The sequence below is a fragment of the Synergistales bacterium genome, from assembly GCA_021736445.1.
Taxonomy (GTDB): Bacteria; Synergistota; Synergistia; order Synergistales; family Aminiphilaceae; genus JAIPGA01.
Genome location: JAIPGA010000003.1, coordinates 55,967 through 70,245, shown reverse-complemented (window position 1 = coordinate 70,245; position 14,279 = coordinate 55,967). Strand labels below are relative to the sequence as shown.

13 protein-coding genes are annotated in these 14,279 nt (G+C 63.4%); 11 read left to right on the top strand and 2 right to left on the bottom strand.

Annotation, left to right across the window (positions count from 1 at the left end):
• Entirely contained in the window at positions 1 to 522 is a 522-nt protein-coding gene (locus tag K9L28_01295) for an ECF transporter S component (protein MCF7934969.1), read from the bottom strand.
• A 301-nt stretch (positions 523 to 823) separates the two neighbouring features.
• On the opposite strand from K9L28_01295, the gene fsa reads away from it, so the two are divergent.
• The 11 genes from fsa to K9L28_01240 all read left to right on the top strand — a co-directional run bounded on the left by fsa (position 824) and on the right by K9L28_01240 (position 13,431).
• Positions 824 to 1,480: a fructose-6-phosphate aldolase gene (gene fsa, locus K9L28_01290; protein ID MCF7934968.1), complete on the top strand. Its 657-nt coding sequence runs from the start codon at positions 824 to 826 to the stop codon at positions 1,478 to 1,480.
• On the top strand, positions 1,473 to 2,822 hold the full coding sequence (gene rho, locus K9L28_01285) for a transcription termination factor Rho (GenBank protein ID MCF7934967.1): 1,350 nt from the start codon (positions 1,473 to 1,475) through the stop codon (positions 2,820 to 2,822). Before fsa ends, rho begins: the two co-directional genes overlap by 8 nt.
• Positions 2,823 to 2,872: 50 nt before the next feature.
• Positions 2,873 to 4,225, top strand: a complete 1,353-nt coding sequence (locus K9L28_01280) for a LysM peptidoglycan-binding domain-containing M23 family metallopeptidase (protein ID MCF7934966.1) — start codon at positions 2,873 to 2,875, stop codon at positions 4,223 to 4,225.
• A 116-nt stretch (positions 4,226 to 4,341) separates the two neighbouring features.
• Complete coding sequence (locus K9L28_01275; GenBank protein MCF7934965.1) at positions 4,342 to 5,781, top strand: GGDEF domain-containing protein; 1,440 nt, start codon at positions 4,342 to 4,344, stop codon at positions 5,779 to 5,781.
• A 36-nt stretch (positions 5,782 to 5,817) separates the two neighbouring features.
• Positions 5,818 to 7,443, top strand: coding sequence for a CTP synthase (locus K9L28_01270; GenBank protein MCF7934964.1), 1,626 nt, complete (start codon positions 5,818 to 5,820; stop codon positions 7,441 to 7,443).
• A complete protein-coding gene (locus K9L28_01265) occupies positions 7,440 to 8,498 on the top strand; it encodes a hypothetical protein (GenBank protein MCF7934963.1) in 1,059 nt (352 codons plus the stop codon). Before K9L28_01270 ends, K9L28_01265 begins: the two co-directional genes overlap by 4 nt.
• The gene (locus tag K9L28_01260) at positions 8,498 to 8,923 is read left to right on the top strand and encodes a hypothetical protein (protein ID MCF7934962.1); all 426 of its coding nucleotides are present in this window, start codon (positions 8,498 to 8,500) and stop codon (positions 8,921 to 8,923) included. The genes K9L28_01265 and K9L28_01260 overlap by 1 nt, the downstream gene beginning before the upstream one ends.
• Before the next feature lie 24 nt (positions 8,924 to 8,947).
• The gene (locus K9L28_01255) at positions 8,948 to 10,156 is read left to right on the top strand and encodes a hypothetical protein (protein ID MCF7934961.1); all 1,209 of its coding nucleotides are present in this window, start codon (positions 8,948 to 8,950) and stop codon (positions 10,154 to 10,156) included.
• Positions 10,146 to 10,694, top strand: coding sequence for a hypothetical protein (locus K9L28_01250; GenBank protein ID MCF7934960.1), 549 nt, complete (start codon positions 10,146 to 10,148; stop codon positions 10,692 to 10,694). Before K9L28_01255 ends, K9L28_01250 begins: the two co-directional genes overlap by 11 nt.
• Complete coding sequence (locus K9L28_01245; protein ID MCF7934959.1) at positions 10,691 to 12,415, top strand: hypothetical protein; 1,725 nt, start codon at positions 10,691 to 10,693, stop codon at positions 12,413 to 12,415. The genes K9L28_01250 and K9L28_01245 overlap by 4 nt, the downstream gene beginning before the upstream one ends.
• The gene (locus tag K9L28_01240) at positions 12,415 to 13,431 is read left to right on the top strand and encodes a D-alanine--D-alanine ligase (GenBank protein ID MCF7934958.1); all 1,017 of its coding nucleotides are present in this window, start codon (positions 12,415 to 12,417) and stop codon (positions 13,429 to 13,431) included. Before K9L28_01245 ends, K9L28_01240 begins: the two co-directional genes overlap by 1 nt.
• Here K9L28_01240 and greA read toward each other — a convergent pair.
• The gene (gene greA / locus K9L28_01235; protein ID MCF7934957.1) at positions 13,403 to 13,897 is read right to left on the bottom strand and encodes a transcription elongation factor GreA; all 495 of its coding nucleotides are present in this window, start codon (positions 13,895 to 13,897) and stop codon (positions 13,403 to 13,405) included. The two genes, K9L28_01240 and greA, sit on opposite strands and share 29 nt — an antisense overlap.
• Between the last annotated feature and the right edge of the window lie 382 nt (positions 13,898 to 14,279).

Sequence of the window (14,279 nt, the reverse complement as noted above, 5' to 3'; positions counted from 1 at the left end):
CTACCGTCGGTTCGAGGTACCGTTGTGGCCGGGGAGGGCCGACGTGCCCGAAATCCTGCGTTCCAGAACGGGGACCAGGACGAGAGCGGTGAGGATGCCGATGCCTGTCTGGATACAATCGGTCACCAGCTCCACCGGAGCGGCTTTCCATCCGTAGAGCAGCCCTGCGGCGGTGGTGTATCCGGCGGTCATCAGCACGGCACCTGCGAGCATGGCGAGGATGCGGCTCCGTTCGCCGAGTTTGCCGACCACATACCCTTCGATCCCCTTGATGACAAAGGTCAGCGGCGCCCACAGGGGATAGCCCAGGAGCAGGTCCGCCATGGAAGCGCCGATGCCGCCGGCGAAGGCGCCGTAGCGGGCGCCGAAGAGCAGAGCGGCGGTATAGATCACCCCTTCGCCGAGATTGAAATACACCCGAAACCCCGGAACGGGGATGTGGAGCATCGTCGCCGCGGTGACGGCGGCGGCCAGTACGGCGCCGAGCGCAACAGTCCGTGATGTGCTGACGGTCTTTTTCATGAGCGGGACACCCTCCTTGCGTAGAACCTTGCCTGCGTATATACTGTACCCCTGAGCGAACTGCATATCTATATCCAGTGTGTTTGTAGAAACCCTTCACTCTGGCATGTCCGGCACGCCCCGCGCCGGCGCATCTCACAGCAAATCCGGCAGAACACGTCGTTCCTGTACAAAATATCCCCCGCAGCCCAGAGGTGTTGGTGGGGGAGAAGGTGCGAAACCATTCAGCTGTGGCGTACACGCCGCACCATTGCGGTGTTTTTTACACTATAGCACGTGAAATCTGGAGGTAGGACAACGAATGAGGTTTTTTCTTGATACAGCCAATCTCGACGAGATCCGGCAGGGTGTGGCGTGGGGTGTCGTGACCGGTGTCACCACCAACCCTTCTCTTGTGGCCAGGGAGGGCGCGGCGGATTTCCACGGCAGGGTCCGGGAGATCGCCGACATCGTCCCTGGCCCCGTCAACGCCGAGGTGACCGCCCTCGATACGGATGGTATGGTGAAAGAGGGGCGGGAACTGGCCGCCCTCCATCCCCATGTGGTGGTCAAGATCCCCATGACCCCTGCGGGCATGGGGGCGGTGCACCGGCTTGCGGCCGAGCGGATCAAAACGAACGTGACCCTGGTGTTTTCCCCCCAGCAGGCGCTGCTCGCCGCAACGGCGGGTGCCGCCTATGTCAGTCCCTTTATCGGGCGGCTCGACGACATCGGCGAGGACGGCATCGGGCTGGTGGAGACACTGGCCCACCTGATGACTGTCCACGATCTCCAGTCAGAGGTCATCGCCGCCAGTATCCGGCACCCCAAACACGTGCTCGATGCAGCCATGGCGGGTGCGGAGATCGCCACGGTTCCCTTCTCGGTGCTGGAAAAGCTCTTCCACCATCCTCTGACCAAGGCGGGGATAGAGCGTTTCATGGAAGACTGGGAAGCATACGGGAGAAGAAATGGCTGAGTTGCAGCAGGGCAAGACGCAGAACGACAGCTCCAGAGCAAACGGGGGAAATGGGGGCAACGCTGCCCAGAACGGACAGTCGGGGCAGAGTCTCCGCCACTCCTTCGGTGCCCTCTCCAATCTCACGGCTACGGAACTCCGCAAGGTCGCCCGGGAACTCAACGTCCCCAGGGCGTCCTCCCTCCGCAAGGACGATCTCGTTGTCCAGATCCTCCGAACCCAGTCGGAAACAATGGGCTTCCGCTTCGGCGGCGGCACCCTCGAGGTGCTGGGCGACGGATTCGGGTTCCTGCGCCCCAAGGGGCTGCTCCCCAGCGACCACGATATCTACGTCTCGGCGTCGCAGATCCGTCGCTTCGGGTTGCGCAACGGCGATGTCGTCTGGGGGGTGATCAGGGCCCCCAAGGATCAGGAACACTACGAGGCGCTGCTGCGGGTCGAGCTGGTCAACTTCGCCGATCCGGAGGGCGCACGGAAGCGCCCCAGATTCGAGCAGCTTGTGCCGGTCTTCCCTGACAAGCGTCTGAAGCTGGAAACGGACCCCAAGGCGCTCTCCACCCGGGTGGTGGACCTCTTTGCCCCCATCGGCATGGGACAGCGGGCGCTGATCGTCTCCCCCCCGAAGGCAGGCAAGACAACCGTTCTCAAGCGGCTTGCCAACGCCATCACGGAGAACCATCCCGAGACCATCCTCATGGTACTGTTGATCGACGAGCGCCCCGAAGAGGTCACCGACATGGCCCGCTCCGTGGACGGGGAGATCGTGGCCTCCACATTCGACCGGCCTGCGGAGGAGCATCTCCGCGTGGCCGGACTGACGCTGGAGAAGGCCAAACGTCTGGTGGAGGTGGGCAAGGATGTGGTGCTGATGTTTGACTCCATCACGCGGCTCGCCAGGGCGTCCAATCTCGTTGTTCCCCCTTCCGGGCGGACGCTCTCCGGCGGCATGGATCCGGCGGCCCTCTACTTCCCCAAACGCTTCTTCGGCGCCGCCCGCAATATCGAAGGCGGCGGCAGCTTCACCATCATCGGTACGGCGCTGGTGGATACGGGGAGCAGGATGGACGAGGTCATCTACGAGGAGTTCAAGGGGACCGGCAACATGGAGGTCCATCTCTCCAGGAAGCTTTCGGAACAGCGTCTCTTCCCCGCTATCGATATCGCCCGGTCCAGCACCAGACGCGAGGAGCTCCTGATGTCCCAGGAGGAGCTCCAGCGGATCTGGACACTCCGGCGCCGGATCGCCAATGTGGACGAAGCAGAGGTGCTCAATCTCATTCTCGGGAAGATGCGTCGCACGTCGACGAATGCAGAGTTTCTTGCGACAATAAAAGGATCGTAGACCAGGGACTTCCTGCGCGAAAGAGGAGGGACTGCGCTGTGTCACAGAGAATGCGGTACTTACGGGGGAGAATCGGTTTCTGGCTCTTTCTTGCCGGGATGGCGAGTGCGGTGGTGATCATGGCACTTGCGGGAGGCGCCAAGGCACGGACGCTGGGAAGCTCGCCGATGGCCCTTGCGCTGAATCAGGAGCTCTTCCAGCCGGCCTTTGCGGCGACGCCGTCAGGCGAGTTCCGGACTGTTGTGGTCAATGGCCATCCCCAGGGAATGAGCGGCCCGGCCATCGGGCCCTTTCAGAGCGGTTCGGGGCTCTTCATCCGTGACGGGGCAGACGCTTCCGGACGCGAGGAGAGCCGGGAGAGCCTCCGGGACGGCAAGCGCCGGCTCCCCCTGTCTTCGGAGAGATCCGATGAAGAACAGGAGCGCGAACGATGCTGGGAGGAACATACGGTCTGCAAGGGTGAAACCCTGATCGCTATCGCCAGGCAGTACCCGGTAGGGGTGAAGGATATCCTCAGGGCCAACGAGCTGGACAATCCCGACCGCCTCGACCTGGGACAGAAGTTGTTTATTCCGAGAAGCAGTGATGTCATTCCTCGCGTCATCGAGGAGCGGGAACGGATCAGGCAGGAACGGGAGCGGAAGCAGCGGCGGGCGGAGCCGCTGGAGATGAAGGAATACACGGTGCAGGAAGGCGATAGCCTCTGGTCTATCGCCGGAAAGTTCGATCTCGACATCAACACCCTCTTCGGTTGTAACGACCTCAAGAATCCCGACTATCTCAAGCCGGGGGTTACCCTTCAGATTCCCAACCAGGACGGCATTCTCTACAAGGTTGAAAAGGGCGACACGCTGTCGGAGATCGCCAAGAAGTACGGCACCTATGCGGAAGCGGTGCTGGCATCGAACAGGTTTGGCGAGCAGCGCACCCTGAAGAAGGGCGAGGAGATCTTCCTCCCCAGGGCCAAGCCCCATGTCTCCGTCTTCGAGAGCGGCCGGGGCGTGCCGGGCGGCGGCAGCGGATTCCGCTGGCCCATGAGCAGTCACAGTGTCTCCAGCGGGTTTGGATGGCGGAGGGATCCCTTCAGCGGCGGGCGCGATTTCCACACCGGCATCGACATTACGGCGTCCCGCGGAGCGGTCATCCGGGCATCGACGGCGGGACGTGTGGCCTATGCGGGATGGATGGGCGGCTACGGCAGGGTCGTGGTCCTCAGTCACAAGAGCGGCTACACGAGCCTCTACGCCCACTGCCAGTCGCTTCTGGTCCACAAGGGGCAGTACGTGCCGCGCGGGAAGGCCATCGCCAGGGTGGGCACCTCCGGTCGCTCTACGGGTCCCCACCTCCACTTCGAGGTCCGGCGGAACAATTCGGCGATCAATCCCAAAAAGGTGCTGCAATAGGAAGCAGAGCTGGTATCCTTAGACAGGGGAACCGGCCGGAATGAGAATGTAGACGTGTCATCTCTGGACTGGACGGGTATTCCCCTCTGGTCCAGATCTTTTTTGGGAGGACGATCATGCAGAGTCCTGCGTGGGCGCGGTACAGACTACGGGATCGGTGGAGTTCGCTCCTTCTGGAGCACGGTTTCGAGGAAGGGGTGTCGCCCTGTCTCGGGGCGCTCAGGCATACCGGAGGGGCGGAACAGGCCCTGCTGCTCGGTGCGCCCGACGACGACAGCCCGGAGTGGCGGGTGATCGCCGCCCGTGTCCGGGAGACCGAAGAGGAGATCATGAAGCGCCTCACCCCGGTACTCCAGCGGCTTCCCGAGCGGCGTTCCCTCCCTGTGGCGGTGGAGCCCGCCGGGGGGCCGCAGGTCCTCGTTCCCGTCCGTAACGGGGCCGGTCTGCTCGGCGCCCTGGGTCTCTGGAAGCTCTGGGGCAGGAGTATCAGCAGGGAGGATTATCCCTACCTGATGGATCTGGCCAAGCTTCTGGGCCGATCCTGGCGGGAGAGCCGGGAGCGTTTGATGCTGCACCGGGCGCTGCAGCTTGCGTCGGCGGGGACCATCGCCAACCAGGCGCTCTACGGCGATGCCGAACTCTTCCCCGCGGCGATCAGAAAGGCGCTGGAGCAGGTGAATAAGCTCGTCCCCTTTTCCTTCTGTTCGCTCTACGGCCTCGACTGGGATACCCGCAATGCCGAACCGCTCTTCACCTGGCGGGAGCGACAGCCCTTCGACCTCTACGAGGACGAGGAATTCCTTCTGGGAAAGGGGCTCAAGGCCCTTGCGCTGGAGCAGGGAAAGGCTATTGTCCTGAACGGTCTGGACCGAGGCGACCTTGGGTGTTACGCGGCGTTGCCGGCGGTCGCCAGGGATGAAACCTCACGTGTCGTCGGCACCTTCGGTGGCACGGACTCCGGCCTCTTTACCACACAGCGGCTCCGGTGGCTGCGGACCTTTATGGACCGATTCGTGCAGACCTGGTACCTCTGGATGCAATTCCGACGTCTGGAACGGGAGGCGCTGCGCGACGAGATCACCGGCATCAACAACAAACGCCACGGGGAGCGGGTGGCCCGCCGCATGTGGGAGCGGCACACGGCGCTCGGTGGTGCGCTCTCCGTGGCGATCTTCGATCTGGATCATTTCAAAAAGGTGAACGATCTCCACGGGCATCTGGCCGGCGATATCGTCCTGGGGCGTTTCGGCGAGATGCTGCAGGAGCAGGAGGGGGATCTGGTGGTGCCCTACCGCTTCGGGGGCGAGGAGTTCTGTCTGCTCATGGAGGGGGTTTCCATGAAACAGGCTGTCCTGACCTGCGAGACTGTACGCCGGACCATCGCGGAGGAGACCTTCCGTACGCAGTACGATGTCCTGAAGGTGACCGTCAGCTGCGGCATCACCGAGGCGGTGACCGACGGACTGTCCAGCTTGCAGGAGGCCTTCGACAAGGCGGACCGGCGGCTCTATCAGGCCAAGCATCGCGGCCGGAACAGGGTTGTGTTTACGGAGTAGATGACCGAGATTCTGTATCGTCTGGGAGGAACGGGAATGACCAAGTATGTATTTGTGACCGGGGGAGTCGTTTCATCGCTGGGCAAGGGTATCACGGCGTCTTCACTGGGCGTGCTGTTGAAACGGAGAGGTCTGCGGGTTTCCATCATCAAGCTTGATCCCTATATCAATGTGGATGCCGGAACGATGAACCCCTTTCAGCACGGGGAGGTTTTCGTTACCGACGACGGGGCGGAGACGGATCTGGATCTGGGCCACTACGAGCGCTTTATTGATGAATCGCTCTCCGCCGAGAACAATGTCACCACCGGGAAGGTCTACTCCTCTGTCATCGCCAAGGAGCGCGAAGGGCGCTACCTGGGGGCGACGGTGCAGGTCATTCCCCATATCACCAACGAGATCCAGGAGCGCATTCTCTCCGTCGGCGAAGAGCAGGATGTGGTGATTGTCGAGATCGGCGGCACCGTGGGCGACATCGAGGGACTGCCCTACCTGGAGGCGATCCGGCAGCTCGCCGCACGGGTGGGCAGGGAGAACACGCTCTTCTGCCATGTTACGCTGGTGCCCTACATCGCTGCGGCGGGGGAGCTGAAAACCAAACCCACCCAGCACAGCGTCAATGAACTGCGGCGTATCGGTATTCAGCCGGATGTCATCGTCTGCCGTTCCCGCTATTCTTTGGTCGAGGATATCCGCGACAAGATCGCGCTCTTCTGTAACGTCCGCAAACGTGCCGTTGTGGAGGAGCTGGACGCCCGAAGCATCTACGAGGTTCCCCTCACCCTCTGTGAGCAGCAGTTCGACACGCTGGTCCTGGATCACCTGGAGATGGAGCGGGGCTGCGAACCCTCCATGGACGACTGGAGAAGCTTTGTGGAGCGCGCCGCCTCGGCGGAGCGGGTCGTGGAGATCGCCATGGTGGGCAAATATGTGAGCCACAAGGATGCCTATCTGAGTGTCGTGGAAGCGCTGCACCACGCCGGCGTGGCGAGCAGCGTGAATATCCGTCTGCGCCACGTGGAGGCCGAGGATGTGGAAGAGGAAGGCGCGGAAGCTTTGCTCAAGGGTGTCCAGGGAATCCTCGTTCCCGGCGGGTTCGGCACGCGTGGAGCCGAAGGAAAGATCGCCGCGGCGGGGTTCGCCCGGGAGCAGGGGGTCCCCTATCTGGGCCTCTGTCTGGGTATGCAGGTGGCGGTGGTGGAGTTTGCCAGGAATGTCTGTGGTATCGCGGCCGCCCATAGCGTGGAGTTCGATCCCGGAACCCCGAACCCGGTGATCCATCTGATGGAAGAGCAGAAGAAGATCCGTGATCTGGGGGGGACCATGCGGCTGGGAGCCTACAATTGCCGTCTCGTTGCCGGGACCAGGGCAGGGAAGGCCTATGCGGAGGAGGTTATTGCCGAACGGCACCGGCACCGGTACGAGCTGAACAACGGGTACCGGGGGCAGCTTGCCGAGGCCGGTATGGTGGCCGCGGGGATCTGTGAGGGATACGATCTTGTAGAGATTGTGGAGCTTGTGGATCACCCCTGGTTTGTGGGGGTGCAGTTCCATCCCGAGTTCACCTCGCGGCCGGTGCGTCCCCACCCTCTCTTTCGGGATTTCGTGGCAGCCGCCGGAAGGAGAGAACCCTATGCAACAGAGAGGAGCGTGATGCGTTGAAAGGTCTAGGGATTGTTCTTGCGCTGGTTGCGGCGGCAATGCTGCCGGCGACCCCGGCGGTGTGTGCGCAGGATACCGAACGGCAGCCCCTTCAGGTACTGAACAGCGTAGAGACCACGGTCTACGGATCAGTGGCGTCGGGCGGTCTGCTTCCGCGGCTGGCCAAGGTGGAGAAGGATCTGTTCGGCAGGGAGCTTCCCGGGAGCATCGCCGAACGGCAGCAGGCGCTGCTCGATTTTCTGCGCACGGGATCGGCATCGCAGCCGTCGCTGCTTTTCAAGGTCGATGTGGCCGAATGGGCCATCAACCAGCGCTGCTACCCGCGTAAACCCCTGATGCAGCGGGTCCAGCGGCTGGAAGAGGAGATCAGCGGAACCAGCCGACCGTCGAAGCCCCTTGCCATGCGGCTGGAACGGCTGATGAACCTGCTCTTCGGGGACGCCGTGGGCTGGGAGAAACGGCGTGTTGATGCCGGGACGCTTCTCAAGGTAAGACTGAATGAGAGTCTTTCGCCTTCCACGGCCCAGAAGGGGGACGTGGTGACCATGAGCCTCGTGGGGAGTCTGGCTAAGGACACCCACCTTGTTGCCCCGGCGGGGAGCCTGGTCTACGGAGAGATCTCGGAGGTCAAACAGCCCAGGAGTTTCGGCCGCTCTGCGGAGATCAACGTTCGGTTCAGGGAGCTGGCTCCGCTGGGCCCGACGGTGATTCCCGTGACGGTTGGAGACAGGGCCAAGAAGGCCGCCGAGGCGGACAAGAGTGTGGTGGCGGCGGCGGGCACGAGCATGGTCGGGCTGGCCCTTCTGGGGCCTGTCGGCCTGGCCGGCGGTTTTTTTGTCCGCGGCGAGGATAAGGAACTGCCCGAGGGGACCATGTTCTACCTGGAGACGAAGCACGCTGTGGAGACCGAGACCTTCCCCGTACCGGAGGGATTGCAGAGCTCTCTGGAGACGGCGGGGATGGAGGCCGCTCAGGAGGCCCCGGAAGAGGAGAGTGCCGATATCGACAGTCGCCTCGAAGAGCTGGATGCGTCAACAGGAAGGGATGAGAGATAATGAAGAAACTGCTTGCAGTACTCATGGTTGTTGCGTTGCTGGCCGGAAGCGGGACACCGGCCCGGGCCGTGGACCTCAAGGACATCATCGGTGTGGTTGGCGGGGGCTTTGTGGTGGATGCCATCGCCGGGCCGCTGAATGACTTCATCAACACCATCACCTTCAACAGAGGTGTCGGGTCCGACGAATCCACAAAGGTGGTGCCCATCGTCTCCGTGGGTTCCGGAACGCGAATCGGCGCCGCGCAGGTGTCGGGACCGAAGAACACCGTCAACAAGACCAAAGCGGTCGCCCAGGTGGAAGCCACATTCCAGGGCAAGATCCGGGTGAAGATTCTGATCCCCATCGATTCCAAGAATCCCATCGAGCGCTTTCGTCGGGTCCAGGGTGTCGGGGTCTCCGCTGTGATCGACTACGACCTCTAGGAGGGGAGCGGACGGATACCCTCTATGTATACTGCGCGAACCCGAGGGATCTTTCTGGTTGCACTGGCTCTTTTCGTTTTTGCGAGCGGCGGCGCCGTGTCTGGCGAGCCGCGGAAGGAGCAGCTTCTTCAGGAGGTTTCCTCTATCCTCGAGCGGAATACCGTCTTCCACTGGGGAGACGACTGTCTGGTCTGGATGGTCCACTATCCGGAACATCTCGCTGGGCCCTGGGCGGACCTGGAGGCGGCGAAGCGGGGCCTGTCACCTGCGGAGAGGGCACGGTACAGGGAGGATTTCGTAGAGGAGCTGAAGATCGACCGCACCGAGCCGATCCTGCTGACGGTCTACCACTTCGGCGGCGATCCGCTCGATCTCAATCCCTTGACCGATCGGATGGTGCTCCGGACGTCAGGTGGTCGGGAGGTGCCGCTTCAATCCTACGACAAACGCTTTGACGAGCCGCTGACGGGGGTGACCCAGGGGCTGGTTTTCTTTCCGGAACAGCAGGGGTCCTTTACGGTGGAGCTGCTGGGGCTCGGTTTCGGGAGACCCCGGCGTTTCGCCTTTGCGCCGACAGGTGGGGAAGGGGCGCCGGCCGACATGGAGCCCTACACCGGCGATGCCCTGGTGGTGCAGCTCCCCGAAGCGCTGCAGGGCGGCGCCTCGGAAGGGCAGCGCGACGCCGCGCCGTCGGAAGAACAGGAGCGCCGCAAGCCGACACCCACACCGGTGCCGAAACCGACGGCCACACCGGAGCCTGCGAAGGCATCGGAACCGCCGGTGCCGACGCCGCCGCGCTGGCTGGTGCTTCCCCAGAGCGCAGGGGTTTCCCCCACACCGGTTCCGGAACCCACGGCTCCGCCCCAGCCGGTCTCCTCCGATCAGCCGACGGCTGCCGAGGTGCCGGAGGCACCGCACCCCGACGCGGTGCTCGGGGAATCGAAGGAGCAGCTGGTCCGGCGTTTTCTGGAGCTCTGGCGGAAGAAGAAGGCCGGAGCCATGTATGAACTGCTTGCCGAATCCTCCCGGGAGGCCATGACCGCCGAGGCCTTCGCCGAAAAACTGGAGGACGACAACTTCGCGCTGGCGCTCAAAAACGGATACAAACTGCGTTGGGAGCAGCCGGAGAAGGTCAAGGTGGCGGCGCCGCAGAAGCTGCTTGTCATGCGTGTGTTGCGGAGCCGCACCCTCACGCTTGTCAAGGAATCCGGGGTCTGGCGCATTGTCTGGTAGAGCCCTGGGGCTGCTGCTTCTGGCGGGAACGATCGCCGCCGGCGGCTATCTGATGATGAAGGATCTGTCCCGCACGGTGCCCCAGCTGCAGGACACCGGCCAGGACCGGGGGATTGTCCTGCGCGGAGCCACCTACCGCCACGAGATGTCGGAGGGCTATCTGTTGCTCCATGTCGGTGAGGCCCGGAAGCACGACAGGGGCATCGACGCCCGTTCCGTCGATGCGGATCTCCACGGTGCGCAGGGCGAGCAGGTTTCGCTCCGGGCTTCACGGGGGGCATTTGCGGAATCCCTGGATGTCCTTTCTTTGCAGATGGTTCACGGCGGCGTGAGCACAGATCGCGGGCATCTGCAGCTCTCGGCTGCGGAGGGGCGCATCCACACCGCTTCACGGGAGGTGGTGCTCTCAGGCGGGGTGCGGGTCCGTGCGGAAAGCGGGGACATCCTCGTGCTCTCGGCAGACCGGGGGAGCTTCCGGAAGGGGGTCTTCCTCTTCACGGGGAACGTGCAGGCAGTGTTAGGGGGAACGCGCTTTTGAGACGATACCGGGCACACAACGATTGCCGCCGTTACATCACGATCACGCTGACAGTCATCGCCTTCGTCCTGACCGCCGGCTCCGTGGCGGATGCAGCGCCGCAACCTACGGGGACGCCCTCCCGGGACGGACAGGAGGAGTACGTGACCCTCGATGCGGACCGGGTGACCTACGACGAAACAGGGGGCGTCGCCACGGCGGAGGGCAACGCGAACCTCCGCTACAAGGGGCTGCTGCTCCAGTCACCCTACATGCAGATGAACACCAGGACCAGTACCATCGAAGCGTCCGGCACCGGGGACCGGCCGGTGGTCATCAACTGGCAGGGCCGCCGCCTCACCGGACAGAAGGTGGACTACGATCTCCGCAGTGAATCGGGAACCATCTCCAAGCCCTCCGGCAGCGTCGATGCCGTCCGGCTGTACGGCGAACAGCTCCGGGTTCTGCCTGTGGACAAGGCTGTCTCCGAGGACATCATCACCCGCCGCCAGGCGCGGGCGGCGGAACCCGGCGGACAGGAGCAGGTGGCGGAGTGGAAGAAGGGCACCTTCACGACCTGCCCCGAACGGCCGCCGCACTATCGGCTGGAGTCATCCCGGATCCTTGTGCTGCCGGGCAAAAAGGTGCGGGTCAAATCGCCTGCCATCTACCTGGGGGAAACGCAGCTCTTCCGCTATCCCTTCGACTACATCGTGGACCTCCGCAGGAGGACCCAGGAGACCTCCTTCATGCCGCTGGTGGGATACGACGAAGACCGGGGCGCAGGGATCGGAATCGCGGGCCCCTACGAGTGGGAGAGCGGCAGGGTCAGCGCCGGTATCCAGTACTGGACGAAGACCAACCTCGAGGGATGGGCGAGCTTCCGACAGAAGGTGGGGGAGCGGAGCAGCGTTTTCTACAGCACCTCCTACAGCTGGGACAGCGACAGCGACAGGCGCATCTGGCGCCCCAAATGGGGGATCGAAACCCGGTACAACGACTGGAAGGCCGTGCTCCAGTGGAGCGAGAAGGAGAAACTCGATTTCGACAAGGCACTGGGAGAACGCTTTGAGGGCACCCTCTGGCGGTATCCGGAGCTTTCCATCCTGGGGCCCTGGGAACGCGATTCCGCCAGCGGCGCCTACTGGCGTTTCAGCGGCAGCTGGGGTTCCTACAAGGAGGACAGTGTCTACACCGACCGTACGGCGGGGAGCGTGGAGCTCTACAGCGAGGACCGTCCCCGCGGAAACGCCGTCCCCTTCTGGAAAGGCCGGGTGCAGCAGAAGTACTACAGCGCGGACGACGCCGGCCAGACCATCTATGAGGCGGTTGCGGGCGTCGACTGGTACCTTGGGAGTCTGCCCATGACGACCAGCTATTTCCAGCGCTGGGTCCGCGGCGATTCCCCCATGAGGTGGGACGACTACGACGATGTTCGTGAGCTCTACCAGTGGCTCTCCGTTCCTTTCGACCGTCGTTGGACCCTCTCCATGCGCGGCGGTTACGATCTGAAAGAGGAGGATCTCGAGGAGATGGCCTACCTGCTCGATTTCGACCAGGGCTGTCTTCTCTGGCAGCTGACCGTTCGGGACGATCTTGTCGGGGACAACGACTGGGTCGGTCTGCTCATCGAGGTGACGGCCTTCCCGGGACAGGGGGTTGCCCTGGGTGAGAACGAACTCGACAGACCGGGGGCGGTTCCGGAGGGCATTCCCCACACCAACCGTCAGGGTGTGCCGTGATGGGCGGGACTGTGGTGCTTGTGGCCTACGGAGGAGAGGGTCCGGAACGGGAGGTGTCGCTGGCCAGCGGCAAGGCGGTGCTCGATGCGCTCGGTGGAACGGAATGGACCGTCCGGGGCTGTAAACTGCGGAAAGCCGCCGATCTCATCGCCGCCGTCGAGCAGGTCCGGCGTGAGGGAGCCCGCCCGGTGGTCTTTGTCGCCCTGCACGGCTCCTGGGGGGAGAATGGGCGACTGCAGTCGATGCTGGAGCTGCTGGAGGTCCCCTATACGGGGAGCGGTCCGGAGAGCTGCATGGTGGCGATGGACAAATCGCTGAGCAAACTCCGTTTCCGGGCCCAGGGGCTGCCTACCCCCGAGTGGGTGGAGGGGAGCGCGGCCGACGAAGCGCGTTTCCTCGGCGTGGCGTCGGAGCTGCTGGATGTCTTCGGGACGGTGGTGGTCAAGCCCTGTTCCTGCGGCAGCACTGTGGGCATCACCATCGTGGAGCGTCGGGATGAACTGGAGCATGCCGCCGCCAGGGCGTTCCGCCACGATGATGCGATCCTGGCGGAGCGCTATATCCCCGGTCGGGAGCTGACGGTTACGGTGCTCGAAGACCTCCGGGGCGGTCTGGAGGCGCTCCCCGTGGTGGAGATCGTGCCCGACGAGCTGAACGGTCTCTACTCCTATCAGGCGAAGTACTCCCGGGGCTGCTGCAGTTACGTGGTGCCCGCCGCGCTGGGGGAGGAGGCCGCCGATGCGGTCCGCCGGCATGCCCTCGGTGCGCATATCGCGCTCGGCTGCAGAGGATACAGCCGCGTGGATCTCCGGTTTTCCGGCGAAGGCGCACCCGCCCTGCTCGAGGTGAACACCGTGCCGGGGATGACGGGAACCAGCCTGGTGCCCAAGGCGGCGAAGGCCGCCGGCTATTCCTTCGCCGATCTCCTTGGTCACCTGGTGCAGAGGGCCTCTGACAGCGGGACCGCCTTCGCCGCCGGATCGCCTTCTAGTTGGCGCGGATATCGAGGATCTTGAGCTCCCGGATTCCCTTGGGCACCTTGACCTGGGCGACATCCCCGATGGATTTGCCCTGCAGCGCCTGGCCGACGGGGCTGGCCTGGGAGATGCGGCTCTGTTTGGGGTCTGTTTCGTCGGAGCCGACGATGGTGTAGGTGTACTCCCTGGCGTTGCCCAGATCCCGGATCGTCACCGTGGCGCCGAGCCCCACTTTGCTGGTGTCGATGCTCTTGGTGTCCACGAGATCCACCCGGCTCAAACGGGATTCGAGCCACTGGATCCGGGTCTCCATCTGGGCCTGCTCTTCCTTTGCGGCGTGGTATTCGGCGTTTTCGCTGAGATCACCGAAACTCCTGGCCTCTTCGAGTTTGCGGGCGATCTCCGAGCGGCCTTCGGTTCGAAGGGAAACAAGCTCTTCCTTGAGTTTTTCGTAGCCTTCTTTGGTCATCTGAATTTTGCCGTTTTGCGTCTGTGCTTGTGTCATAAAAATCGACCTCCGCTTCTCATTTCAGGACCCACTCCATTGGAGAAGGATTGTAACAAGTTCTTCCGAAAATGGCAATCGCCGCTCTCCCGTCTGCAGCCCATTCTCGCCGCGAGAGCGCGCTTCCGCGGGGCGAAGCGGCGGAAAGGTCCCACCGCATCTCCCGGGCCTGTCTGTCCGCCTTCGGGAAACCCGGGCTGTCGCGGCTGTCTTCCCTCCTGGCGGACGCGGTTCCTCAGCTTGACAGGCTTGACGCTGGGTCGTATAGTTTCAGACATTCTTTATGATGCGAACCAACGCGATGAACGGGACCGTACCCCCAGGTGCGGCACACAGAGAGGGACTCCGCGGCTGCAAGAGTCCCTGCTGCAGGGGGATGCGT